This window comes from Methylobacterium platani, assembly GCF_001653715.1.
GTDB classification, from domain to species: domain Bacteria; phylum Pseudomonadota; class Alphaproteobacteria; order Rhizobiales; family Beijerinckiaceae; genus Methylobacterium; species Methylobacterium platani.
In genome coordinates this window covers 58,687-83,576 of the sequence record NZ_LWHQ01000027.1, presented here as the reverse complement: position 1 = coordinate 83,576, position 24,890 = coordinate 58,687, and the positions used below count along the sequence as shown (strand labels likewise).

21 protein-coding genes are annotated in these 24,890 nt (G+C 70.6%); 7 read left to right on the top strand and 14 right to left on the bottom strand.

The genetic code is table 11. The annotated features are described in order from the left end of the window. Window positions 1–8 precede the first annotated feature (8 nt). The gene (locus tag A5481_RS15075) at window positions 9–3,254 is read left to right on the top strand and encodes an efflux RND transporter permease subunit (protein ID WP_048432772.1); all 3,246 of its coding nucleotides are present in this window, start codon (window positions 9–11) and stop codon (window positions 3,252–3,254) included. 544 nt (window positions 3,255–3,798) lie between these two features. On the opposite strand, the gene A5481_RS33540 is transcribed toward A5481_RS15075, so the two are convergent. Next, the gene (locus tag A5481_RS33540) at window positions 3,799–4,581 is read right to left on the bottom strand and encodes a hypothetical protein (RefSeq protein WP_156311763.1); all 783 of its coding nucleotides are present in this window, start codon (window positions 4,579–4,581) and stop codon (window positions 3,799–3,801) included. On the opposite strand from A5481_RS33540, the gene A5481_RS15065 reads away from it, so the two are divergent. Continuing rightward, window positions 4,574–5,119, top strand: coding sequence for a GGDEF domain-containing protein (locus A5481_RS15065; protein ID WP_053082284.1), 546 nt, complete (start codon window positions 4,574–4,576; stop codon window positions 5,117–5,119). The genes A5481_RS33540 and A5481_RS15065 overlap by 8 nt on opposite strands. 132 nt (window positions 5,120–5,251) lie before the next feature. Here the strand turns inward: A5481_RS15065 and A5481_RS35925 are convergent, their stop codons facing one another. From A5481_RS35925 to A5481_RS15045, 4 genes are all read right to left on the bottom strand, one after another. Next, a complete protein-coding gene (locus A5481_RS35925) occupies window positions 5,252–5,461 on the bottom strand; it encodes a hypothetical protein (RefSeq protein WP_048432770.1) in 210 nt (69 codons plus the stop codon). Window positions 5,462–5,880: 419 nt separating this feature from the next. After that, entirely contained in the window at window positions 5,881–6,765 is an 885-nt protein-coding gene (locus A5481_RS15055; protein WP_048432769.1) for an alpha/beta fold hydrolase, read from the bottom strand. 156 nt (window positions 6,766–6,921) lie between these two features. After that, a complete protein-coding gene (locus tag A5481_RS15050) occupies window positions 6,922–7,722 on the bottom strand; it encodes an SDR family NAD(P)-dependent oxidoreductase (protein WP_048432768.1) in 801 nt (266 codons plus the stop codon). Window positions 7,723–7,768: 46 nt separating this feature from the next. Continuing rightward, complete coding sequence (locus A5481_RS15045) at window positions 7,769–8,317, bottom strand: carboxymuconolactone decarboxylase family protein (protein WP_048432767.1); 549 nt, start codon at window positions 8,315–8,317, stop codon at window positions 7,769–7,771. A gap of 123 nt (window positions 8,318–8,440) precedes the next feature. Here A5481_RS15045 and A5481_RS15040 point away from each other — a divergent pair, with 123 nt between their 5' ends. Beyond that, a complete protein-coding gene (locus A5481_RS15040) occupies window positions 8,441–9,385 on the top strand; it encodes a LysR family transcriptional regulator (protein WP_048432766.1) in 945 nt (314 codons plus the stop codon). A 13-nt stretch (window positions 9,386–9,398) separates the two neighbouring features. Here A5481_RS15040 and A5481_RS15035 read toward each other — a convergent pair whose 3' ends face one another. Both A5481_RS15035 and A5481_RS33530 read right to left on the bottom strand, forming a co-directional pair. Continuing rightward, a complete protein-coding gene (locus tag A5481_RS15035; protein ID WP_048432765.1) occupies window positions 9,399–10,727 on the bottom strand; it encodes a cation:dicarboxylate symporter family transporter in 1,329 nt (442 codons plus the stop codon). Between the two features lie 119 nt (window positions 10,728–10,846). Next, window positions 10,847–11,080, bottom strand: coding sequence for a hypothetical protein (locus tag A5481_RS33530; RefSeq protein WP_156311762.1), 234 nt, complete (start codon window positions 11,078–11,080; stop codon window positions 10,847–10,849). Here A5481_RS33530 and A5481_RS15030 point away from each other — a divergent pair. The 4 genes from A5481_RS15030 to A5481_RS15015 all read left to right on the top strand — a co-directional run bounded on the left by A5481_RS15030 (window position 11,079) and on the right by A5481_RS15015 (window position 14,853). Then, window positions 11,079–11,882 (top strand): substrate-binding domain-containing protein, encoded by an 804-nt coding sequence (locus A5481_RS15030; protein ID WP_048432764.1) that lies wholly within the window; start codon window positions 11,079–11,081, stop codon window positions 11,880–11,882. The two genes, A5481_RS33530 and A5481_RS15030, sit on opposite strands and share 2 nt — an antisense overlap. Before the next feature lie 87 nt (window positions 11,883–11,969). Next, entirely contained in the window at window positions 11,970–12,878 is a 909-nt protein-coding gene (locus A5481_RS15025) for an amidohydrolase family protein (RefSeq protein WP_048432763.1), read from the top strand. 14 nt (window positions 12,879–12,892) lie between these two features. Next, window positions 12,893–14,203 carry an MFS transporter gene (locus A5481_RS15020; RefSeq protein WP_048432762.1) on the top strand — a complete coding sequence of 437 codons (1,311 nt, stop codon included), beginning with the start codon at window positions 12,893–12,895 and terminating at the stop codon, window positions 14,201–14,203. 35 nt (window positions 14,204–14,238) lie between these two features. Further along, complete coding sequence (locus tag A5481_RS15015; protein WP_245238702.1) at window positions 14,239–14,853, top strand: glutathione S-transferase family protein; 615 nt, start codon at window positions 14,239–14,241, stop codon at window positions 14,851–14,853. Window positions 14,854–15,456: 603 nt separating this feature from the next. On the opposite strand, the gene A5481_RS15010 is transcribed toward A5481_RS15015, so the two are convergent. From A5481_RS15010 to ydiJ, 7 genes are all read right to left on the bottom strand, one after another. Further along, a complete protein-coding gene (locus tag A5481_RS15010) occupies window positions 15,457–16,437 on the bottom strand; it encodes an amidohydrolase family protein (protein ID WP_048432761.1) in 981 nt (326 codons plus the stop codon). A 261-nt stretch (window positions 16,438–16,698) separates the two neighbouring features. Beyond that, window positions 16,699–17,661 carry an amidohydrolase family protein gene (locus A5481_RS15005; protein ID WP_048432760.1) on the bottom strand — a complete coding sequence of 321 codons (963 nt, stop codon included), beginning with the start codon at window positions 17,659–17,661 and terminating at the stop codon, window positions 16,699–16,701. Window positions 17,662–17,669: 8 nt separating this feature from the next. Continuing rightward, window positions 17,670–18,587: an SMP-30/gluconolactonase/LRE family protein gene (locus A5481_RS15000; RefSeq protein ID WP_048432759.1), complete on the bottom strand. Its 918-nt coding sequence runs from the start codon at window positions 18,585–18,587 to the stop codon at window positions 17,670–17,672. 27 nt (window positions 18,588–18,614) lie between these two features. Further along, window positions 18,615–19,934, bottom strand: a complete 1,320-nt coding sequence (locus tag A5481_RS14995) for an MFS transporter (RefSeq protein ID WP_167350037.1) — start codon at window positions 19,932–19,934, stop codon at window positions 18,615–18,617. A 36-nt stretch (window positions 19,935–19,970) separates the two neighbouring features. After that, the gene (locus tag A5481_RS14990; protein ID WP_048432757.1) at window positions 19,971–20,645 is read right to left on the bottom strand and encodes an RraA family protein; all 675 of its coding nucleotides are present in this window, start codon (window positions 20,643–20,645) and stop codon (window positions 19,971–19,973) included. A gap of 253 nt (window positions 20,646–20,898) precedes the next feature. Further along, window positions 20,899–21,813 (bottom strand): DUF1932 domain-containing protein, encoded by a 915-nt coding sequence (locus A5481_RS14985; protein ID WP_048432756.1) that lies wholly within the window; start codon window positions 21,811–21,813, stop codon window positions 20,899–20,901. A gap of 23 nt (window positions 21,814–21,836) precedes the next feature. After that, window positions 21,837–24,890, bottom strand: a complete 3,054-nt coding sequence (gene ydiJ, locus A5481_RS14980) for a D-2-hydroxyglutarate dehydrogenase YdiJ (RefSeq protein WP_048432755.1) — start codon at window positions 24,888–24,890, stop codon at window positions 21,837–21,839.

Sequence of the window (24,890 nt, the reverse complement as noted above, 5' to 3'; positions counted from 1 at the left end):
GAGGCGCCGTGATCTCCCGCATCCTCGACGTCTCGATCCGCCGGCGCTGGCTGGTGCTGCTCCTGTCGCTCCTCGTCGCCGGCTTCGGCGGCTACGCGGTCACGAAGCTGCCCATCGACGCCGTCCCGGACATCACCAACAACCAGGTGCAGATCAACACGACCGCGCCCTCGCTCTCGCCGGTCGACATCGAGAAGCAGGTCACCTACCCGGTCGAGGCCGCGCTCGCGGGCATCAAGGGGCTCGACTACACCCGCTCGCTCTCGCGCAACGGCTTCTCGCAGGTCACCGCGGTCTTTTCCGAGACGCTCGACATCTACTTCGCCCGCCAGCAGGTCGCCGAGCGCCTCGCCCAGGTGAGGAAGGACCTGCCGCCCGGCGCCGAGCCCGCCATGGGGCCGATCTCGACCGGCCTCGGCGAGATCTACATGTGGTCGATCCACTACGCGAAGCCCGGCGCGCGCGCGGTCTCGGCCGAGGGCGCGCCCGGCTGGCAGCCGGACGGCGGCTACCTGACGCCCGAGGGCCAGCGCCTGAAGACGGAGCTGGAGCAGACCGCCTACCTGCGCACGGTGCAGGACTGGATCATCCGGCCCCGGATCAGGACCGTGCCGGGCGTGGCCGGCGTCGACGGCATCGGCGGCTTCGAGAAGCAGTACCACGTCCAGCCCGACCCGACGAAGCTCGCCGCCCTCGACCTGTCCTTCTCCGACGTCGCCCGGGCGCTTGAGGCCAACAACGCCAACCAGGGCGCGCGCTACCTGGAGGACAACGGCGAGGGCTACGTCGTGCGGGCGGCGGGCCGCCTGGAGACGATGGAGGACATCGAGACCGTCGTCGTGGCGACCCGCGGCGGCGTGCCGGTGCGGATCCGGGACGTCGCCGAGGTCCGCATCGGGCGCGACCTGCGCACCGGCTCAGGCAGCGAGGACGGGCGGGAGGTCGTGATCGGCACCGCCCTGATGCTGATCGGCGAGAACAGCCGCACGGTCGCCGCCGCGGTCGATGCCCGGATGACCCAGATCCGCGGGAGCCTGCCGCCCGGGATCGAGGTCCAGACCGTCCTCGACCGCACCCGCCTCGTCGAGGCGACGGTGAAGACGGTGGCGAAGAACCTCCTGGAGGGCGCGGCCCTCGTCGTCGTCATCCTGTTCCTGCTGCTCGGCAACATCCGCGCCGCGGTCATCACGGCGCTCGTCATCCCGGTCGCCATGCTGATGACCCTCACGGGCATGGTCGAGGCGAAGATCTCGGCCAACCTGATGAGCCTCGGCGCGCTCGATTTCGGCCTCATCGTCGACGGGGCGGTGATCGTCACCGAGAACGCGCTGCGCCACCTCGCCGGGCGGCAGCACGCGCTCGGGCGCGCCCTCGATACCGAGGAGCGGCTCAGGACCGTGCACGCCTCGGCCGAGGAGATGATCAAGCCCTCGCTCTACGGCCAGGCCATCATCATCCTGGTCTACGTCCCGCTCCTCACCTTCACGGGGGTCGAGGGCAAGATGTTCGAGCCGATGGCGCTCACCGTCATCATCGCGCTCGCATCGGCCTTCGTCCTGTCCCTGACCTTCGTGCCGGCGCTGATCGCGGTCGTCGTCACCGGCAAGGTCACCGAGGAGGACAACCTCGTCGTCGCTGCGCTCAAGCGGGCCTACCGGCCGGTGCTCGCCGCGGCCGTGCGGGCGCCCCTCGCCTTCGTCGCCCTGGCGCTGCTGCTGCTTGCCGGGGCCGGCCTCCTGTCGACCCGGCTCGGCACCGAGTTCATCCCGCAGCTCGACGAGAAGAGCATCGCGCTCAACGCCACCCGCATCCCCTCGACCTCGCTGAGCCAGTCGCAGGCGATGCAGCTCAAGGTCGAGACGGTGGTCTCGACCTTCCCGCAGGTCGCCTACGTCTTCTCGAAGACCGGCACCGCCGAGGTCGCCTCGGATCCGATGCCGCCGAACTCGTCGGACACCTTCGTCATCCTGAAGCCGCAGGAGGACTGGCCGGACCCGAGCCTGTCCAAGGCCGCGCTGCAGGAGCGGATCGAGGCCGCGATCGGCCGGCTCGCCGGCAACGTCTACGAGTTCTCGCAGCCGATCCAGCTGCGCTTCAACGAGCTGCTCGCCGGCACCCGCGGCGACCTCGCCGTGAAGGTGTTCGGCGAGGACTTCGCGCCGATGCTGCGGACCGCCAACCAGATCGCCGCGGTGCTGAAGGGCATCGACGGCGCCGAGGACGTGAAGGTCGAGCAGATCGCCGGCCTGCCGTTCCTGGAGATCACGATCGACAAGGCCGGGGCCGCCCGCTACGGCCTGAGCACGGGCGCCATCCAGGAGGTCATCGGGGCGGCGATCGGCGGTCGCGAGGCGGGAATCGTGTTCGAGGGCGACCGGCGCTTCCCGATCGTGGTGCGGCTCACCGACAAGGTCCGCGAGGACCGCGAGGCGCTGGAAACCATCCCGGTGCCGCTGCCGCCCGGGCCGAACGGCCGGGCGGGCTCGGTCCTGCTCAGGCAGGTGGCGCGCTTCTCGGTCACCGAGGGACCGAACCAGATCAGCCGCGAGAACGGCAGACGCCGGATCGTTGTCACGGCGAACGTGCGCGGCCGCGACATCGGCTCGCTCGTCGCCGAGGCGCAGGCCGGGGTCGCGCGCCGGGTGGCGTTGCCGCCGGGCTCCTTCGTGACCTGGGGCGGGCAGTTCGAGAACCTCGCCTCGGCCCGGCAGCGGCTGACGGTGGTGGTGCCGGTCTGCTTCTTCCTGATCTTCCTGCTGCTCTGCTCCGCGCTCGGCTCCGCCCGCGACGCGCTCCTGGTGTTCAGCGCGGTGCCGCTGGCGCTCACCGGCGGCATCGCCGCCCTATGGCTGCGCGGCATGCCGGTCTCGGTGCCGGCGGCGGTCGGGTTCATCGCACTCTCGGGCGTGGCGGTGCTGAACGGGCTCGTGATGCTGACCTTCGTCACGCAGCTGATCGCCGAGGGGCGGCCGAAGCGCGAGGCCATCCTGGAGGGCGCGATGACCCGCCTGCGGCCGGTGGCGATGACGGCGCTGGTCGCCTCGCTCGGCTTCGTGCCCATGGCGGTCGCCACCGGGACCGGGGCCGAGATCCAGCGGCCGCTCGCCACCGTGGTCATCGGCGGCCTGATCAGCGCGACCCTGCTGACGCTCGTCGTGCTGCCGGCGCTCTACGCCCGGTTCGGCAAGGCGGCCGCCCCCGGGCCGGCGGCGCGGCCGCAGGCGGCGTCGCCGCACCGCGAGGCGGTGCGGTAGCCGGGGCGACGATCGAGGAGGGTCCCGCTACCGGACGATCGGAAGCGGGGAGGCCCTGCTCCTCGCCGTCGCGGCGTCCCTCCTGCCGACGGGGCTGATCGGCCCGCCCCGTGACGCCGGACCCGGACGGCGCGGCGCCGTCGCGCGAGAGGGGCCGATCCATGCCCGTCGTCCAGTCCACCCGCGTCGTCCTCGTGGTTCCCGGGGCGCGCGGGTGACGCCGCGCGGGACCGGGCGGCCCTGGCGGGGAAAAGAGGGAGCGTCGCCCTGACCCTCTACCCGGCGAACGGAGGTCGGGCGACGACGCCCGATCCCGCCGGAGGCAAGAGACCGTGATCGCTCAGCCTCCGCCGTCTCCGGGCAAGCAATGCAGGCGTTTTCGACCCATCGCGCCGGGGCCCGGGACTGCCGCGTCGCCAGACATCGCGGAGCCGGGGCCGGGGCATCGCCGCCGATCGGCCTCTCTCGTGTTCGCCGGCACGCGGCGTCGGCAACGAATACGATCGGTGATTGCCTCGCGAGTTTTTGAACCCGGGCCGGCAATCTACACTTCCGACGGCGCATTTCCGCTACGGAAATGAGATATTAAGATCGCATTGGATAGTAAAAGCCGGTACGCCGGACCGTCGGGACGCCGCCCTTGTCGAATCTGCCGCCTGTGCCCGGCATCTAGGCCGAGCTCGATGGTCTCAACCGCCTGCGCTTCGCGCCGGCCATCGAGGCGCGTTTCGAGGCCGAGATGCGGACCCGTCGGCTTCGGGCCTCCCGGATCACGGTGCTGGCGGCCATCGTCATCTACGACGCGGCGCTGTTTGCCGACCGGCAGATCATGGCGGACATCGCCGGCTGGCTCGCCGTGCTGCGGCTCCTGGTCTTCACGCCGATCACCCTCCTGGCGCTCTGGGCCCACGCCCGCACGTCCACGAACAGGCAGGACGATCTGATGATCGTCGGCTGCACGATCCTCGCCATCCTGCTCCCGTCGGCGGCCACGCTCTTCACCGCCTCGCCCTACGTCCTGATCTATCAGTTCGGCGGCATGATCACGATGTCGTACTGCACCCTGGTGCAGAGGGTGCGGGTGCGGATGGCCGCCCTCGCGCTCGCCGCGGCGGTCGCGATCCAGGTCGGGTGCCTCTCGCTCCGGCCGGAGATCGACGTGGCCTCGTTCCAGTTCGCGATCAGCTTCTACCTGTCCGGCGCCTGCCTCCTGCTGATGGGGTCCTTCGTCCTGGAACGGACCGAGCGCCACGCCTTCCTCGAATACCTGCGCGCCGAGATCCTGATCGCGCATATCGTAGAAGACGGCGCATACCGACGTGCTCACGGGCCTGCCCAATCGCCGCCACTTCGAGGATGCGTTCGAGCGGAGATGGGCGGAGGCGCGCCGCAGCCGCCATCCCGTCTCCCTGCTCATCGTCGACGCCGACCACTTCAAGGGCTTCAACGACCGTTACGGCCACGCCGTGGGCGACCGGGTGCTGAAGGCACTGGCCCGGGCGCTGTCGGCGAGCGCCTGCCGGCCGGGCGACCTCGTCGCCCGGTTCGGCGGCGAGGAATTCGCCATCGTCCTGCCGGACACCGATGCCGACGGCGCCGCCTGCGTCGCCAGGAGGGTGCACCGGAGCGTCGCCGTGGTCGCCGTCGAGGCGGATGGGCGCGACGTCGGCCCGGTCACCGTCAGCATCGGCCTCGCCGCCAGCACGGTTTACGGGACCGGCGCGCCGACCGACCTGTTCCGGCTCGCCGATGCCGCCCTCTACGACGCGAAGCTGAGCGGCCGCAACCGGACCTGCGCCGCGCCGCCCGATCCCGCCGGCCCGCGGCACGAGCGGCCGGCGATGCCGGCGCTGATCGCCTCGTGACCGGGCGGGACGCGCCGCGGGGCGGGAGCGGCGGTCACGGCTCCCGGTCCGGCCGCACCTCGCCGACATAGGCGACCATGCAGGCGTGGAGGTCGCCGCTGCCGGCGAAGGGCTGCCGGTCTCGGCGGTGATCTACTCCCTCACCCACGGCGACCATTGGGGTGGGATGCGCGGAATCGTGGCGGAAGAGGACGTGCGCTCCGGCCGCGTGCCGGTGATCGCGCCCGCCGGCTTCCCGGCCCATGCCGTGGCCGAGAACGTCATCTGGCGCGCCTCACGGAACAGAACCGTGTCGGCCGGGGCGAGCGCGACCCGCCGCGTGCCGCGGTCGGACAGGACCATTCCCAACTCGTCCTCCAGGCCTTGCTCCGCCGGGGCGGCGGCGACTGCGCCATGTTCAGGCCTCGCCCGCCCGCAATGCCGCGGCTCGGCGAGTGTCACGAAGTCACGAAGGTGGCGCAGGTCCGTGCTGTCCCTCGTCCGGGGCCGGGCACCGCGAGCGAACCGTCTCGCGGGACCGGCTTCCGATACGGCCCGGAACTCGCGGTATTGAACGATCCCGTTCGATCCGTGTCCGGGGCGACGATCGTCGAGCGTCGCGACCCGATCGGAGCCGGGGAACGCGCAGATGCCGGGCACGGGCCGCCGTTCCGGGCGCGCGCAGCCAAGGCGTCCGGGGCATCGGTGCCGACGCGAGGACAGGGACGCCTTGCAGGCTGGGCCGGCGCCTTCGAACGCTTCCGTTCGAAGGCGCCGGGGTCTTACTTGGCGTCGAGGTTGCGGGTGAACTTGGCGATCTCACGGGCGACGGCCGCGGGCTGCTCCGGCACCAGCGCGTGGCTGGCATTCGGGATCACCACGATCGTCACCCGGTCGCCGAGCAGCGACTTCAGAACGCCGGCGAAGCGACGGGGAGCCACCGGGTCGTGCTCGGCCTGCAGGTCGAGGATCGGGGCGCTGCCGGCCGCGAAGTAATCGTCCACCGGCGTGTGGTTGCGGGCGTGCGACTCCATGTGGTGGACGGCCTCGTTCCAACCGCCGAGCCAGACCCGCGGGTCGTTGCCCGGAGCGAAGAACGCGATGCGCAGGTATTTCAGGCGCTTCTCCTCCGGCAGCGACGGGTCCGAGGGACCGTCGATGGCCTTGCGCATCTCGGGGCCGATCGGCTTCTCTGTGCTGCCGGGCGGCACCTTGCCGGCGGACGCGGCCGCGACGACGACGCCCTTCACCAGGTCGGGCCGGTCCGCCGCGATCTGGCGGGCGACGAAGTTGCCGAAGGCGTGGCCGACGACGACCGCCGGGCCCGCCTTCTCGTGCTCGATCACGCTGGCGACGTCCGCCGCGAGGTCGTGCATGGTCAGTCCTTCCATCGGCCCTGCGCTGCGCCCGATGCCGCGCGGCTGCGGCCGCAGCACCCGGAAGCCGTCCTCGGCCAGCAGCCGCGACACCGCGTCGTAATCCTCCCCCGACCGGCCGAGCGAGGGCAGGATCACGATCGTCGGGCCGCTGCCCTGGGACAGGGCCTCGATCGTCACGTTGCCGCGCCCGGTCATGCTGTGCGTGACCGGTCCGGCGTCGCGGGCGAAGACCGGGGTCGCGGCGAGCATCAGGGAGCCGAGGGCAAGGGCGTGCAGAAGGCGTCGCATCGTCGTTCCTCCAGATCGTGCAGGGGCACCGGCAGACAGTCTCGCTCGCCGCAACAGGCGTGCGAGATCGCTCCCCGGCGTCCGGGCCGCCGCCGAGGTCGAACGATGAGCCGCGAGCCGCCGCCGTCGTGGCGGCGCGCTCTTGAGGATGTGAGGTCAGTCGCAGCGCGCGGTCATGCCGCCATCGACCACGATCTCGGTGCCGGTCACGAAGCGCGCCTCGTCGGATGCCAGGAACAGGGCGGCGTTGGCCGTGTCGGTGCCGTCGCCCATGAAGCCGAGGGGGATGCGCTTCAGCCGCGTCTGCAGCAGGGCGTCGACGTCTCCGCCCGAGCGCTGGCCGGCGAGGCGCGCCTCGACCATCGGCGTGTGCATCTGGCCCGGCACGACCGTGTTCACGCGGATGCGCCTCGATGCGTACTCGACCGCCGTCACCCGCGAGAACTGGATGATCGCCGCCTTGGTGCTGGCATAGGCGACCTGGGGCGACCCGGTGTAGCGGATGCCCGACGTCGAGGCGGTGTTGACGATCGACCCGCCGCCGACCTTCTCCATCTCGGGGATCGCGTACTTGCAGGTCAGGAATACGGATTTCAGGTTGAAGTCGATCTGCCGGTCCCAGGCCTCCTCGGAGAGCGCGACGGCGCCGCCCGCGGCCGAGCCGCCGATGTTGTTGACCAGGATGTCGACCCGCCCGTAGGCCGCGACGCAGGCCGCGACCATCGCCTCGACCTCTCCGGCCTTCGTCGCGTCGCACAGATGCGTGGTGATGTCGCCGCCGATCTCCCGGACGCGGGCGACGGTCTCCCCCATCGCCTCGGCCCGGAGGTCGACCGCGAAGACCCGCGCGCCCTCGCGGGCGAAGATCACCGCCGCCGCCCGGCCGTTGCCCCAGCCCGGGCCGACGCAGCCCGCTCCCGTGATGATCGCCACCTTGCCCTGCAACCGTCCGGCCATCGCCGTTCTCCTTGGTCTGAGGTCGTTCGAAGATGTTCGCGCCGTGTCAGGGCGCGAGATCGGAGGTCTCGCCGTCCGGCAAGCCGATCTCGAAGGCGTTCAGCGTCAGGGCGACGAGGATGTAGTAGCCGACGACCCCGACGAGCTCGACGACGCCCGCCTCGCCGAGCGCCCGGACGGCTGCCGCGTGGACGTCGTCGGGCACGCGATGGGTGACGAGCAGGGTCGAGACGTAGTCGTAGACGGCCCGGTCGCGCGGCTCGGCGAGATCCGGGATCCGGCGCGCGGCGATGTCGGCGACGATCGATGGATCGAGCCCGGCCTTCAGCGCCTCGCGCTTGTGGGCGAACCACTCGTAATGGGCGGTGTGGAAGCGCGCGACGACCAGGATCGCCAGCTCCGACAGGCGCGGGCCGAGGGTGGTGTCGTAGCGGCAGAACTCGCCGAGCCGCTGCGCCCGGGCGCCGAGTTCGGGGCTGTGGATCCAGGCCCGCAACGGGGCCGGGATGCGGCCGCGCTTGCCGGCCACGGCCTCGTCGGCGACACGTCCTTGCGCCTCCGTCATCTCCTCGCGCGGCAGATCTCGGATTCTCATCGTCTCGTCCTCGGCAATCGGGGTAGGGCGCCGCCCGCGGCTTTGACCCGGCGCGGCGGCGGTGGTTTGGTCTTCGGCCAACCGGCATCACGGCCGGACCGGGGCGGGAGCGCGGGAGCGGCGATGGACATCCGGGAGCTGCGCTACTTCGTGCAGGTCGCGCGGGCCGGGAGCTTCAGCGCCGCGGCGAGCCGGCTCAACGTGGCGCAGCCCGCCCTGAGCCGGCAGCTCAAGAAGCTCGAGGACGAGCTCGGCGTGCAGCTCCTCGTCCGCCACGGCCGCGGCGTCGAGATCACCGAGGCCGGGGCGATCCTGCTCGGCGAGGCCGAGGCGCTGATCGACCATATCGGCCAGACCGTCGACCGGGTGCGCGGTGGCCGCCAGACCTTCTCCGGCCAGGTGGCGCTCGGCGTGGCGCCGACCTCCGGCCTGCTGATCGTGCCGGAGATCTACGAGCAGTTCCGCTCGCGCTGGCCCGAGGCGACCCTGGTGATCCGCGAGGGCATCAGCACCCTCCTGGAGGAGTGGCTGCTGGACCGTCGCATCGACATCGCCGTCCTGCACAATCCGATGCCGCTCGAAGGCATCGCGCTGCGCCCGCTCCTGCACGAGCGCATGGTGCTGGCTCTGTCCCCCGATCACCCGGCGGCCGCGCCGGAGGGCATCGGGTTCGCCGACCTGCCCGAAGTGCCGCTGATCCTGCCCTCGCTGCCCCACAGCAACCGCCGGCTGATCGAGCGGGCGGCGCTCCAGCACGACCTGCGCCTCGACGTGGCGATCGAGGTCGACAGCATCCCGCTGATCAAGTCGCTGGTGCGCCGCGGCTTCGGGGCGACGATCCAGACCTTCGCAGGCGTCGCGCTCGAGGTGGAGCGGGGCGAGTTCGTGGCCCGCGCGATCGAGCGCCCGCCGCTCACCTCGACCATCTGCATCGGTATGCCGGTGGAGGCACGCAGCGCCTGGCTGACGCTTGAACTGTCGCGCCTGGTGCGGGCCTGCGTGGCCGGGCTGGTGGCAAGGGGCGCCTGGGCCGGCGCCCGCATGGTCGAGGAAGCGGCGGAGGGCTGACACGCGCCTTGCCTCAATGCGAGGTCGGCGAGGGCGGGGCTTGAGCCGGCGCGATCGCGCGCGGCGTCTCGGCCTCGAGCGCGATTCCGCCCGCCGCCATCTCGGCCTGGAGGGCCTTCCACTTCTGCGGGTCGAAGGCGCCCTCCCAGCGGGCGATGGTGAAGGTCGCCACGACGTTGCCGACGACGTTGGTCAGCGCCGTGCACGTCGCCATCAGGCGGTCGACGCCGAACAGCAGGCCCAGCCCGTTGAGCGGCAGCGAGCGCACCGATTGCAGCGTCGCCGCGAGCTTGATGAAGGCGCCGCCCGCCACCGTCGTGCCGCCCTTCGAGGTGAGGAGCAGGATCGCCAGCACGCCGGCCTGCTGCCAGAGATCGAACGGCGTGTCGGTGGCCTGGGCGATGAAGGCGACGGCGATCGCCATGTAGATCGAGGTGCCGTCGAGGTTGAAGCTGTAGCCGCTCGGCACCACGAAGCCGACGATCGCCCCGTCGCAGCCCGCCTTCTCCAGCTTCTCCATCAGCCGCGGCAGCACGACCTCGCTCGAGGCGGTACCGAGCACGACGAGCAGTTCGTCCCGGATCAGCCGCAGGATCGCGAAGATCGACAGGCCTATCGAGGCCGCGACGCCGCCGAGCACCACGAGGACGAAGAACAGCGAGGTCAGCCAGTACAGGATGACGAGCTTGGCGAGGTAGACCAGCGTCGTCGCCCCGAACGCCCCGACCGCCGCCGCCATCGCGCCGAATGCGCCCAAGGGCGCCAGCCGCATGATGAAGCCGAGGATGCGGAACAGCACGTCCTGCGCCTCGCCGATGCCGCGCAGGATCAGGGAGTCGCGGCCGGCGCCGCCGACGCTGAGTGCCGCGCCGGTCAGGATCGAGATCAGCAGCACCTGCAGGATCTCGCCCTTGGCGAAGGCGTCGACGAGGGTGTGCGGGATGATCGAGAGGAAGAACCCCATCGCCGTGAAGTGGCTGGCGTTGCTGGCGATCTTCGCGACGTTCTCGTTCATCGCGAGGTTGGTCGCGTGCAGCCCGACCCCGGGCTCGATCACGTTGACCGCCACGAAGCCCAGCGCCATCGCGATCGTGGTCAGGATCTCGAAGTAGAGCAGAGACTTCAGCGCCAGGCGGCCGAGCTGGCGCATGTCGGCGACGTGCGTGAGCCCGAGCACGACCGAGCAGAAGATGATCGGTGCCAGCATCATGCGCAGCAGCCCGATGAAGGCGTCGCCGAGCGGCTTGACGGCGATGGCGGCGCTCGGCGCCAGCACGCCGAGGGCGATTCCGGCCAGGATGCCGATGATGACCTGGACGTAGAGCTGCTTCAGGCGTGCCATCTCGCTCGTTTCCTCACGGGGATTTCTTGGTGGGGGCCTCATAGGGGTCCCCTTCCGATCCCGACGGATAGCGGTTCCCTGAGCAACGTCCAATGCTTTGTCAGAATATATTGCTATAATCAATCGGCATAGCGACGAAAAACAGCGTTTTTATGCACTTTTGTGCCTGATCCGACTTGATGTCCGGGCTTGGTCTCGGTATCCAAAACCACCGCCGCAGAGCGGATCATTTTCAAAACCTGCCCGTTCGCCGCCGCGTTCGACCCGCCTGCTTGCCCAAGACAGGTGCGGCTGCCGTCAGGCCCGGTGTCGCAGGTTTCGACGCAGCACGATGCGACAAGGGAGGAGAGCATGACCTCATCCAAGGCTGGAAGCGCCGCCGCGATGGGTCTCGCCGCCATGATGCTGGCCACCGGGGCGGCGAATGCGGGCGAAATCCACGTCCTGGTGTCGGGCGCCTTCACGGGCGCCTTCAAGACCATCGCTCCTCGCTTCGAGAAGGCGACGGGCCATACGCTCGCCCTGAGCTGGGGGCCGTCCTTCGGAACCACCAAGGATGCGCTGCCGGTCCGCATCGCGGCCGGCCAGCCGGCGGACGTGCTGCTGATCGTCTCCGGCTCCCTCGACAAGCTCGTCTCCGAGGGCCGCTTCACTCCAGCCTCGCGGACCGACGTGGTGCGCTCGCGCATCGGCGTCGGGGTCAAGGCCGGCGCGGCAAAGCCGCCGATCGGCACGGTAGCCGAATTGCGCGACACGCTCCTGGCGGCGCCCTCGATCGGCTACTCGGAGGGCGCGAGCGGCGTCTTCGTCTCGACGGAGCTGGTGAAGCGCCTCGGGATCGCCGATCGGATCGCGCGCAAGATGCACAAGGTCACCGGCGAGCTGGTCGGCGAGGCGATCGCCCGCGGCGAGATCGCCCTCGGCATCCAGCAGGTGAGCGAGCTGCGCACCGTCGCCGGGGTCGATCTGGTCGGGCCGGTGCCGGACGAGGTCCAGAACGTCAGCACCATGACGGCGGCGATCTCCGCGGGCGCGAAGGACCAGCAGGCGGCACGGGCCTTCGTCGCCTTCCTGGCCACGCCCGAGGCTCGCGCGGCCCTCGAGCGGAGCGGCCTCGATCCCGTCGAGGCTCCGACGGCCGTGCCGACGCGCTGACGACCCTCCCATGTCCCGATCGGGTCGGTCCTGGCCGTGATGGCCCCGCGATCGAGCCGCACTGCCGAACAGAGAGACCGGACCCTCATGTCGAGCACCGCGACCGCCACGACGCCCGCAGCCTCGCCGCAGCCGGAAGGACCGCCGCCGGTCGCCCATCCCCGCAAGCCGGCTCTCGCCCTGCCGGCCGGCGCCTGCGATTCCCACTGCCACATCTACGGCCCGTTCGACCGCTTCCCGCTGCCGGCTGACCGCAGCTTCACGCCGAACGAGGCGCCGGAGACGGCGCTTCGCCGGATGCACGAGGCGGTCGGCCTCGCTCGCGCGGTGATCGTGCAGAGCCAGGGTCACGGCTTCGACCACCGGCCCCTGCTCGATGCCCTGGCAAGCGGACAAGGTCGCTATCGCGGCGTCGCCCTGGTGCGCCCCGACACGCCGCCCGAGGAGATCGCGAACTTCGCCGAGGCCGGCATCTGCGGCTCGCGCTTCAACTTCATGGCCCATCTCGCGGGCCGGCTCTCGCCGGAGGCGATCACGGCCGCGATCCGCCTGATCCGGCCCCACGGCTGGCACACCGAGATCCATGTCGGCGGCCGGCAGCTCGTGGAGGAGGAGACCTTCATCCGCACCATCGAGACGCCGGTGGTGATCGACCACATGGCCCGCCTCGACATCGCCGAGGGGCCGGACGGTCCGGTGGCGGGCGCCCTGAAGCGGCTCCTCGACACAGGGAAGGTCTGGGTCAAGCTGAGCGGCCCCGAGCGCCTCTCGAAGACAGGCGTGCCCTTCTCCGACGTCGTGCCGCTCGCCTCCGGCCTCGCCCGGCACGCGCCCGAGCGGGTGCTGTGGGGCAGCGACTGGCCGCACGTGAACCTGCACGGGCCGATGCCCGACGACGGCGACCTCGTCGACTTCATCGGGGCGATCGTGCCCGACGAGGCGAACCGCCGGCTCCTGCTCGTCGACAACCCGACCCGCTTCTTCGGCTTCGCCTGAGGCCGGAGGATCCGATGACGACCGCCACCGCCACGCTCGCGACCATCCCGGCCGCGACCACCTCCGAGGCGCTGCTCGCCAGCGCGACGCGCAAGAACCTCGTCCGGCTGATCCCGATCCTCGCGGTCGCCTACTTCTTCAACTACATCGACCGGACCAACGTCGGCTTCGCGGCGCTGACCATGAACCGCGACCTCGGGCTCACCAACGCCCAGTTCGGGGCGGCGGCCGGGCTGTTCTTCGTCGGCTACTGCCTGCTCGAAGTGCCGAGCAACCTGATCCTCTACCGGGTCGGCGCGCGGCGGTGGCTGGCCCGGATCATGATCTCCTGGGGCCTCCTGTCGGCGGCAACCGCCCTGGTGACGGGGCCGACGAGCTTCTACGGCCTGCGCATCCTCACCGGCGCGGCCGAGGCCGGCTTCTTCCCGGGCGTGCTGTTCTACCTCTCGACCTGGTTCCCGGCCCGGAACCGCGTCCGGGTCCTGTCGTGGTTCCTGGTGGCGATCCCGCTCTCCTCGGTGGTCGGCGGCCCGCTCTCGGTCGGCCTCCTGCAGCTCGACGGCCTCCTCGGCTGGAAGGGCTGGCAATGGCTGTTCGTGGTCGAGGGCCTGCCGGCCTGCATCATGGGCGTTCTCACCCTGATGGTCCTGCGCGACACGCCCAGGGAGGCGGCCTGGCTGACGGCGGAGGAGCGCGGCGCCCTCATCGAGGCGCTGGAGCGCGAGAGCACGAGCCGGCCGCGCAAGGATTTCCTGGCGGCGTTGCGGGACGGCAAGGTGTGGCTCCTCACCGGCATCCTGTTCAGCTACTGGCTCGGCATCAACGGCATCGCGATCTGGCTGCCCCTGATCCTCAAGGGGCACGGCCTCTCGACGGTGGCGATCGGCTGGCTCTCGGCCGTGCCCTACCTCGTCGCCTCGGTGGCGATGATCGCCTGGGCCCGCCACATGGACCGGACGGGCCGGCACCTCGCCAACCTCGCGGCGACCTGCCTCGTCGCCTCGGCCGGCTTCGTGATCTCGGTGATGTTCGGCTCCCTGATCCCGGCGATGATCGGCATCACTTTCGCGGTGATCGGACTGAGCTCGGCGCGCCCGGCCTTCTACAGCCTGCCCTCGCGCTACCTCACCGGCGCGGCGGCGGCGGGCGGCATCGCCTTCATCAACGCGGTCGGCAGCCTGAGCGGTTACGTGGCACCCTGGATCATGGGCGTGCTCAAGGACGCGACCGGCTCGTTCAATGCCGGGCTCCTCGGGCTCGCGGCGATGCTGGTGGTGTCCGCCTCGCTGACGGGCATCCTCGGCCTCGTGACCCGGGAGCGATGACCGGGGGCCGGGCCTCACGCTCAGCGAGGACGACGATGCCGATGATTCTCCACTGGTCGCCGCGATCTCCCTACGCCCGCAAGGTGATGATCGCGGCCCACGAACTCGGCCTCGTCGGCCGGATCGACTGTCGCAGTACCCGCGTGGCGATCGGCCGGCCGAACCGGGACCTGATGGCGGACAATCCGCTGAGCAAGATCCCGACCCTCGTTCTCGAGGACGGGACCGTCCTCGTCGATTCCGGCGTGATCGTCGAATACCTGAATGCCCTGGCCGGAGGCGGCCTCGTTCCGGCCGCCGGGGCGGGACGCTGGGCGACCTTGAGCCGGCAGGCCCTGGCCAACGGCCTCATCGACGTCCTGAACCTGTGGCGCAACGAGCGGTCGAAGCCGCCCCAACAGCAATCGGCGGCGTGGCTCTTGGCCTTCGCCGAGAAGACCGCGGCGACGATCGATCGCTTCGAGCGAAGCGCCGGAGCACTTGGAGCCGGGGAGTTCGGCATCGATCACATCGCCCTGGGCTGTGCGCTCGGCTACGCCGATTTCCGTTTCGCCGACCTCGACTGGCGCGAGCAGCGTCCGGCCTTGACGGCCTGGTACGATGCGTTCTCGGAGCGTCCCTCGGCCAGGGCGACCCGGCCGTACGAGTGACCAGGACTTACGTCAGGCCGGATTCGTGGCAAGTCGGCGCCACCGTCCTCGCCACCGTCGCCGCCGCGGCAGTGAGCCAGGCATCAGTCGCTCCGGGGACCAGAAGCCGCCCAAGGACCAAGGCCGCCGTGTATGGGAACGGCGCACCTCCTGACCCGAACACTCGCGAGGGTCAGAACCGAGATGAGCCCGCAGGTTCTGGCCTACACCATGAAGCGGATGATCCGGATCGTTGGGAGTTGGAGCGCCGATCACGGCGATCCGGGCACAAGCCCCCTCTGCACGCGGGGTCGCCGCAAGGGCTCACTCCGCATACCGGCGACCAAAACCGCGCGCTCACACAGCCTGGGTCAGGAGTAAGCATGCCGACCGGTCGGCTACGCGCCAGTTCGGGACCTTCGACGATCGCGCCGGGACTGGCTGCGCAACGCTTGATGGCGGATCGTCGAAGTCGGTCGATCGCGCGCCTCGGGCCCGGATGTTGCCGAGCCTGGGGCGAGATTGCACGCCGGGCCCCGCGGCTGTCCCTCGACCGTCGGCCCGGGACCAGTCACGCAACGGCGCGGCGATCAAGGATCCCACGCCCCGCTGAGGGCTCGCCGCTCAGGACCTGCCGAAGCCGTAAAGCGTCGCCGGGTTTTCGACGAGGATGCGCCGCCGCGCGGCCTCGCCCGGGGCCCACTCGGCCAGGAGGTCGAACAGGCCGGCATCGTCCGGCATGTGCTTCTCGCCGCGATGGGGCCAGTCGCTGCCCCAGACCATGCGCTCCGGCGCCGCCTTCGCGAAGAGCCGGGCGACCTCGGTCGCGTCGGCGTAGGCCGGCGGGCCGCTCGTGGTGTTGAGGTAGGCGCCCGACAGCTTCATCCAGGTCCGTCCGCCATCGAGGAGCTTGCGGACGACCGGGACGGCGCGGTGGTTCGGCCCCTGCCCGGGCAGGAGGCGGGCGAGGTGATCGATGACCAGCGGGGTCGGCAGGCGCGCCAGCACCTCGGCATGGTCGGCGATCTGATCGCCGGTCATGTAGACCTGGACGTGCCAGTTGAGGGGATGGACCTTCCGGGCCATCGCCTCCAGGCGCTCCGCCGTGGTGACGCCCCAGGATTGCGGGGTGACGAAGTTCACCCGGATGCCGACGGCCCCCCGGGCGGCCATGTCCTTCAGTTCGGCCTCGGTCACGTCGAGATCGACGACCACGACGGCGCGGGCCGACGCACCGAGCTGCGCCACCCCGTCCAGGGTGGCGCGGTTGTCGATGCCGTAGGTCGACGGAGTCACGACGACCGTGCGGCTGGTCCCGATCCGCTGCTGGAACAGCCGGTAGGCCGCAACGTCGCTGTCGGCGACCGGCTGGCCCTTCCAGTGCGGCGAGGCCGGAAAGCGCGTCGAGAAGATGTGGATGTGCGAGTCGCAGGCCTGCGCCGGCACCTCGGTCTTCGGCCGCTCGGTGCCGGAGGAGAATGGTACCGTGACTTGGGCGGGGGCCGTGACTTGGGCGAGGGCCTTGCCGGTGGGCAAGGTCGTGACAGCGAGAGCGCCGGCGGCTTTCAGCATGTCCCGGCGCGATGGAGTGAGAGTAGCCGTCATGGTGATCTCTCCTAATTCTTGTTTTGTGTCGATTGACAATAAGGCGCATCTCCCCTCTCCCATGTGGGAGAGAGGCCTGGAGATCGGAGATGCCGCGTGAGGGCGGCTCAGGTTCCGCAATGCCCCTGAGCTGTCGAGCTGCGCAGCTCGACCTTCGGCGATCGATTCCGAACCCGAGCCACCCTCACCCCGACCCCTCTCCCACACGGGAGAGGGGGGCCCGCAACTTGCCTGCGCCGCGCGGGATCATTTGAAAATCTTTCAGAAGCCGTAGAGCCGGGCCGGATTCGAGACCAGGATCTTGGCCTGCACGGCCGGATCGGGCGCCCAGTCCGCCAGGAGGTCGAGGAGGCCAGCATCGTCGGGCTTGGCATCGGCCGGCGCGGTCGGGTGCGGCCAGTCGGAGCCCCAGACCAGCCGCTCGGGGGCGAGCGCGACGTAGGCGCGGGCGAGCCGGCCGCGATCGGCGTAAAGCGGCGGGCCGGACTTCGACAGGATGTAGGCGCCGGTGAGCTTCACCCAGGCGCCGCTTTTGGCGATCAGGTCGGCGATCACCCGGAACCCCGGATGGTCGGGCCCGGCGGGCTCGGGCAGGTGGCCCATATGGTCGAACACCACCGGGACCGGCAGACGCTCCAGCACCTCCTTCAGCTCGACGATCCTTTCGCCCTCGGAGACGAGCTGGATGTGCCAGCCGAGATCGGCGATCTTGCGGGCGACCGGTTCGAGATCGGTGATCGGCGCGCCGCCCGGGAGCCGCGTCCCGAAGCGCACGCCGCGGATGCCGGCCTCGTCGAGGCGGCGCAGTTCCTCGGGAGTGACGCCGGCGTCGAGCATCGCGATGCCGCGGGCGGTCGGCCCGAAGGCTTTGAGCGACTCCACCAGCAGCCGGTTGTCGGTGCCGTAGGTCGAGGGCTGCACCACGACGTTGCGGGTCAGGCCGAGCCGGCGCTGAAGCGCGCGATAATCCTCGACGCTCGCATCCGGCGGCCGCAGCGTCGCGGCCGGCGCCGGGGGGAAGCGGGCATCGTAGATGTGGTGGTGGCAGTCGGTGGCGTTCGCCGGCACCGCGATCCGGGGCCGGCCGGTGCCGCCGGACCAGCGCACGGCCTGGGCGGCGGCCGGGCCGGCACTGCCGAGGGCGAAGCCGGCCGCCAAGGAGCCGGTTGCCAAGGAGCCGGTTGCCAAGAGCGCGAGGTGATCGCGCCGCGTCATCGTGCTCATCGGGGCGCTCATGCGTGGGAGAAGAGGGGCTGGCCGGGGGCGGGCATCGGCGCCGTCAGGATGCTGCCGGTGGCGGATTCGGTGATGAACAGGGTTGTTCGGTCCGGCCCGCCATACGCGACGTTGGTGGTCGAGATCCCGGCGGGCGATCTCACCCGCAGCAGCGGCTCGGCCACCGGCGACAGGCGCCAGATCGAGCCGAAGCCGGTATGGGCGACGATCAGGCAGCCCTCCTCGTCGAGCGCGATGCCGTCCGGCCCGCCCATGCCGCCATGGAGCTGCGCGAACACCCCGACCTTCGAGACCAGCCCGCTCGTCCCGACCGGGATGCGCCAGATCTGCTGCGCCCGGGTCACCGCGACGAACAGGTTCTTCATCGCGGTGTCGACCACGATGCCGTTGGGGCTCGGCACGGTGTCGATCAGGCAGGTCAGCTCGCCGGAGGGGCGCAGGCGGTAGACCCGGCCGGTCGGATCCTGGAGGCCGGTCTGGCCCTGGTCGGTGAAGTAGAGATCGCCGTTCGACGCGAAGGTCAGGTCGTTGACGCCGCGAAATCCCTCCGATCCCGCGGTTTCGAGGAACGGCGTCACCGATCCCGTATCGGGGTCGAGCCGCATGATGCCGTGCTTGTAGCAGGTGATGAAGATCCGCCCGTCGCGATGGATCTTCAGGCCGTTGGGCCAGCCGTCATACTCGGCGACGAGGTCCCAGGTTCCGTCCGGCGCGATCCGGAAGATGCGGCCGTGCGGGATGTCGGTGACGTAGAGCCGGCCCCGGCGGTCGAAGACGGGTCCTTCGAGGAAGGAGTCGATCGCCTCCCCGCCGCGATTGGCGTCGGCCCAGGCTGTGGGCTTTCGCACGCGGTAGTGGTCCGGCAGGCGGGTGAAGATTTCGGCCGTGACGGTTGGTGGCGGAGCGAAGTACATCGGTGGCCTCGGAAGATGCGGGATCGATCAGGCCGGCACCGCCTGCGCCCGCACGGAGCGGGCGTGCGAGCGGCTGATCATCACGACGCTGACGGCGGCCGCCAGGTCGAGGAGCGCCACCGGGAGAAGGCCCAGGGCGAAGCTGCCGGTGGCGGTCTTCACCAGGCCGACGACGTTCACCATCAGGCCGCCGCCGATCAGGTTGGCGATGGCGTTGATGCCGGCGAGCCCCGCCGCCAGGGTGCCGGCCGAGAGCCAGCCGGCCGAGAGCGCCCAGAACGGCCCCTTGAAGGCGTAGGCGCCGACAAGGGCGAACGACACCGCGACGATCGTCAGGGTGATGCCGCCCGCGAGGTTGAGGAAGGCGAGGCCGAGGCCGGCGAGCAGCAGCGGGATCGCGGTGTGCCAGGTGCGCTCGGCCCGGCGGTCGGAGTGCCGGCCCCACAGGATCATCAGTACCGTCGCGATGCCGTAGGGCACCGAGTTGACGAAGCCGGTCTGGAGGTTGGTGAGCCCGAACGACTTGATGATCTGCGGCTGCCAGACCGAGAGCGTGCTGCCGGTGGCCGAGGCGCCTGCGCAGACCAGCGCCATGGTGAGGAAATACTTGTTGCGCAGGAGCCCCCAGAGCGAGATGTGGCCGACCGGGGTCTTGCCCGCCGCCTCCTCGGCGAGGCGGGAGACCAGCCAGCCGCGCTGCTCAGGCGAAAGCCAGGTCGCGTCCTTCGGCTTGTCGGTCAGCACGAACAGGCAGGCGATGCCCAGCAGCACCGTCGGCAGGCCCTCCAGCACGAACAGCCATTGCCAGCCCTTGAGGCCGAGGAAGCCGTGCAGTTCGAGCAGCGAGACCGACACCGGCGAGCCGAGGAAGGTCGCGAGCGGGATCGAGACCGTGAAGGTGGCGAGCACGCGGGCGCGGTACCGGCCCGGCAGCCAGTAGGTGAGATACAGGATCGCGCCGGGGAAGAACCCGGCCTCCGCCGCCCCCAGGATGAACCGCATGACGTAGAGCGAATGCGGCCCGGTCACGAGCGCCATGCCCATCGTCACCAGGCCCCAGGTGATCATGATCCGGGCGATCCAGCGTCGCGCCCCGACGCGCTGGAGCGCCAGGTTGCTCGGCACCTCGACCAGGAAGTACGAGACGAAGAACAGGCTTGCGGCGAAGCCGAACATCGCCGGGGTCAGCCCGAGATCCTGGTTCATCTGCAGGGCGGCGAAGCCCACGTTCACCCGGTCGAGCAGGGCGAAGAAGTAGCAGACCATCAGGAACGGCACGAGCCGGAGGATCACCCGGCGCATGGTCGTTGCCTCGAGGGTCTGCGGCTCGTCTGTTGCGGCGCTCACGTCCCGTCCTCCCGATTCTTGGTGTCTTTGCGTCGTTCAGAGACCTTCGCAGCCGGCCTTCTCAAGCTCGCGCTCGACCCAGGACCGGTCGACAGTGCCGGCCTTGATCGCCGCCATGGTCTTGGCCTCGCCCTGCTGCTTCTTGTCGGCGGCGGCGAAGACCTTTTCCGTGAGGTCGTACGGCACGCAGACGAAGCCATCGTCGTCACCGACGATCAGGTCGCCGGGCTCGATCACCATCCCGTCGATGGCGATCGTGCAGTTCACCTCGCCAGGGCCGCTCTTGTACGGCCCGCGATGGGTCACGCCGGCGGCGTAGACCGGAAAAGAGTTCGCCTTGATCCAACCGAAGTCGCGGACGGCGCCGTTGACGATCACGCCCGCGCAGCCGACCTGCTGAGCATGCGAGAGCATGAGCTCGCCGAGGATCGCGTTGCTCAGGTCGCCGCCGGCATCGACGACGATGACGTCGCCGGGCTTCACGCGGTTGAGGGCGGCATGCACCATCAGGTTGTCGCCCGGGCGCGCCTTGACGGTCAGCGCGACGCCGCAGAGCACGCCGCCGCCATGCATCGGACGAAGCTGCGGCCCGCCATGGACCATGCGGCTCATCGAATCGCTGATGTTGGCGACCGCGATCGCCTTGAACTTCTCGACCGTGGCGGCGTCGACCGTGCGGGTGCGGGGATGGATCTTGAAGCCGATGGGCATGGGGGATTCCGAATCTGAGAGGATTGCTTGGCTCACGGGACCTGAGAACAAATCCGTCATTCCGGGGCCGCGCAGCGGAGACGGGAATACAGACACTCAGGTTTTCAGAAACAGCGAACAGCGTTCAACTGAACTCGGCAGACTAGGCGGCTCTGTGCGTGCCTTCGGCACGCCGGGATCCGCTGCGCGGCCCCGGAACGACCAGGAGTGCATGATTTCTATCGGCGGAGAACTGGACCTGAACGGTTCGAGATCAGTTCGGCTTCACCGCCTTCAACCCCGCCTTCTCGACCATCGCGTCCAGCGCCTCCTGATAGGTGGCCGGCACGACGCCCTTGAAGTGGTCCTTGAGCCCCAGGCTCTCCTTCCAGCGCAGGCGCTGGGCGATGGCCCGGGCCATGATCGGCTCGACACCGGAATCGGCGACCGCCTCGGCCGACATCTCCAGCTCCTCGGCCCGGCGCTTGGCATGGATGACGCCCGACGGGGTCAGACTCTGCACCGTGTCCATCCAGGGCCGGGCCAGGGTCTTCGAGGCGGAGGCGAGCACGACCTCGTCGATGCCGTATTGCCGGGCGGCGAGCAGCATCTCGTCGTGCAGGGCCTCGATGCCCTTGATGAGGACCGAGCGCAGGATCTTGATGCCCGACGCCGTGCCGAGGGTCGGGCCCATGAAGGCGATCTGCATCCCCCAGGGCACCAGCAGGTCGCGCACCCGCTCGCCGGCGGGCCCGCTCGACAGCATCCGCATGGAATAGCCGTGCAGCGGCGTGCCCTCGATGGCGCCGTCGCCGAGGAGCGCGCCGGTGGCCGCGAGGCGCTCGGCGACGCCCTGCTTCACCTTCGGGGTGGCGGAGGCGAAGTCGAGGAAGGTGTGGCGCTCCGAGAGCACCGGCGCGAAGGCCTCGGCGCTGTCGAGGGAGGCGACGCCCGGCGTCACGCTGACGATCAAATCGGCGGCCTCGGCGAGTTCGGCGTTCGAGCGCACGAGCGTGACCCCGGCCTCCCGCGCCCTTCCCTGGATCAGGTCGGCATAGGGCCCGTCGAAGGCGTACTTGTCGTAGCAGGCGATGCTCTCGAGGCCGGCGCCGCGCAGGCCCGCCCCGAGGGTGCTGCCGATCTCGCCGTAGCCGACGAGGCCGAACCGGAATTGCGTGCGCTCGGTCATGGATAACTCCTGTGATGTCGGGGTCAGTGCACCGCCGCCGTGAGGCGGGGCGCGGGGATCTTCGTGGCGAGGTGGTCGCGCAGGATCTCGACCGGGTGCGGCAGCCGCACGCCGTCGACGATCTTGGCTTGCGAGCGGCAGGAATAGCCGTCGGCGAGGAGACGGCCGGTCCGGCCCTTGTCCGCCACGGGCTTCGCCCAGCTGAGGCCGTAGATGCGCTCGGAGGCCGCCCGGTTCTCGGCCTCGTGACCGTAGGTGCCGGCCATGCCGCAGCAGCCCGCGGGCAGGACCGCGAGAGGGAGGCCGAAGGCCCGAAAAACCGTCGCCCAGGCCGCCACGGCGGCTTGCGCCGTCGCCCGCTCGGTGCAGTGCGCCAGCAGCCAGTAGGGCTCCCCGTCGGGGTCGGTCGCGCGGGCGTCGAGGCGCCCGGCGAGCCATTCCTGGACGAGATGGATCTGCGGCAGGTCGCGGCCGGCCAAGGCCTGGCGGTACTCGGAGCGGTAGGTCAGCGTCATCGACGGGTCGAGGCCGACAAGCGCCACGCCGGTCGCGGCGATCCGGTCGAGGTCGGCGGCGTTCGCGGCGGCGACCCGCGCGAACTCCCTGAGGAAACCGTGGACGTGCAACGGCTTGCCGTTGGGCCGGAAGGGCGCGAGCCAGGGCCGGACGCCTAAGCCGATCAGCAGGTCGAGGAGGGCCAGCAGCACCGGCGTATCGTAGTGGCTGGTGAAGGCGTCCTGCACCACGACGACACTCGCCAGCCGCTCGGCCGGCGAGAGCCGCGCCAGGGCCTCCGCGTCGGCCAGGACCACGCCGCGGCGCGCTATCTCCCGTCCGAGATCGATCCCGGACAGTTTCGGCGCGTGGACGAGGCCCACCGCCCTCCCCGCCCCGAGCCGCGTCGCGGCATTGACGAGACGCGGGGCCTTCGCGAGCCAGGGGGCCAGGGGCTCCAGGGCCGCGACCGCGTGGTGGCGCAGCGGCCGCAGGTAGCGGCCGTGATAGAGTTCCAGGAACTTCGCCCGGAAGGTCGGGACGTCGACCTTGATCGGGCATTGTCCGGTGCAGGACTTGCAGGCAAGGCACCCGGCCATCGCCTCGTGGACCTCGTGCGAGAAGTCGTCGTCGCGCCGGCGTAGGCTCGCGGCGAGGCGGGCCGGGAAGGTGAGCCAGCCGGAGCGGGTCCGCGACGCGCGGGCTTCCGCCAGCGGGTCGACCCCTTGCACCGCCAGCCGGCGCAGCCACTCGCGCATCAGCTGGGCGCGGCCCTTGGGCGAGTGCCGGCGCTCGCGCGTGCCCTTCCAGGACGGGCACATCGCCTCGTCCGGATCGTAGGTGAAGCAGGCGCCGTTGCCGTTGCAGTGCAGAGCTTCGTCGTAAGCGGCCCGCACCTCCGCCGGGATGGCCCGGTCGTGGCTGCCCTTGGTCGGCACGCCGTCGATGGTGAGGAGCGCGCCGCCGTCGGGTGCCGCGATCTTGCCGGGGTTGAACTGGTTCCTCGGGTCGAAGGCGGCCTTCACCGCCTGGAGGGCCGGGTAGAGCGGGCCGAACACAAGCGGCGAGAACTCGGAGCGCACGCCCTTGCCGTGCTCGCCCCAGAGGAGGCCGCCATAGGCTTGCGTCAGCGCGACGACCTCCTCGGTCACCGCACGCACCAGGTTTTCGGCGCCCGGTGCCTTCATGTCGATCGCCGGCCGGACGTGGAGCACGCCGGCATCGACGTGGCCGAACATGCCGTACTCGAGGCCGTGACGGTCGAGGACGGCCCGGAACGCGGCGATGAAATCGGCGAGGTTTTCCGGCGGGACTGCCGTGTCCTCCACGAAGGCGATCGGGCGCGCCTCGCCGGTCCGGTTGCCGAGAAGGCCGACCGCCTTCTTGCGCATGGTCCAGATCCGGCCGATCTCGGCCTCAGCCCGCGCGATCGTGTAGCCGCGCCGCCCCGCCGCGTGGCCGGCCGCGTCGAGCAGGGCCGTCAGGCGGGCAAGCTGTCCCGCGACCGCCTCTTCGCCGTCGCCGACGAACTCGACGAGGTTGACGCCGCGGGCCCGCTCGCCCGCATCCTCGGGGAAGAAGGCGGCGACGCCGTCCCAGACCGGATCGCCCTGGGCGAGCGCCAGCACCGTCGAATCGACGGTCTCGATCGAGGTCGGCGTGAGACGGCTCAGCGCCCGCGCATCGCGGAGCGCCGCGTCGAAACTGCCGTAACGCAGAACGACCAGGGCCGCGTGGCTCGGCAGCGGCAGGACTTTGAGCGTCGCCTCGGCGAGGAAGCCGAGGGTGCCCTCCGAGCCGCACAGGACCGCGTTGAGGTCGAAGCGCCCGTCGGCGCGCCGGATGTGGGCGAGGTCGTAGCCGGTAAGACAGCGGTTCAGCGGCGGGAACCGCTCGGCGATGAGCGGCGCGTTCTCGCGCTGGATTCGGTCGATCTCGCGGTGGATGGCGCCGGCCCGGTCGCCCCGTGCCTGCACCGCCGCGAGCCCGGCCGCGTCGAGGGGTTCGGACTCCCAGACCGTCCCGTCGGAGAGGATCGTGGTCAGCGCCCGCACGTGGTCGCGGGTCTTGCCGTAGAGGCACGAGCCCTGGCCGCACGCATCGGTCGAGATCATGCCGCCGATCGTGGCGCGGTTCGAGGTCGAGAGCTCGGGGGCGAAGAACAGCCCGTGGACTTTCAGCGCCGCGTTGAGCTGGTCCTTCACCACGCCGGCCTCGACCCGGACCGTACGGGCAACCGGATCGATCGCCAGGATCCGGTTCATGTGCCGCGACAGGTCGACCACCAGCCCGTCGGTGAGGGACTGGCCGTTGGTGCCGGTGCCCCCACCCCGGGGCGCGATCCGCATCTCGGCGAAACGATCCTCGGCGAGCAGCCGGGCGATCCGCACGAGGTCGTCGCGGTCGCGCGGGAAGGCGACGGCTTTCGGGGTAAGCTGGTAGATCGAGTTGTCGGTCGCCAGCACGGTGCGATCGGCCGGCGACAGGGAGAGATCGCCGGCAAAGCCCCGCGCCCGCAATTCGGCGCAGAAGGCCGCGTGGAGCGGCGCCGTCTCAGGAAGGGAGGCGAGGCGCGGGATCAT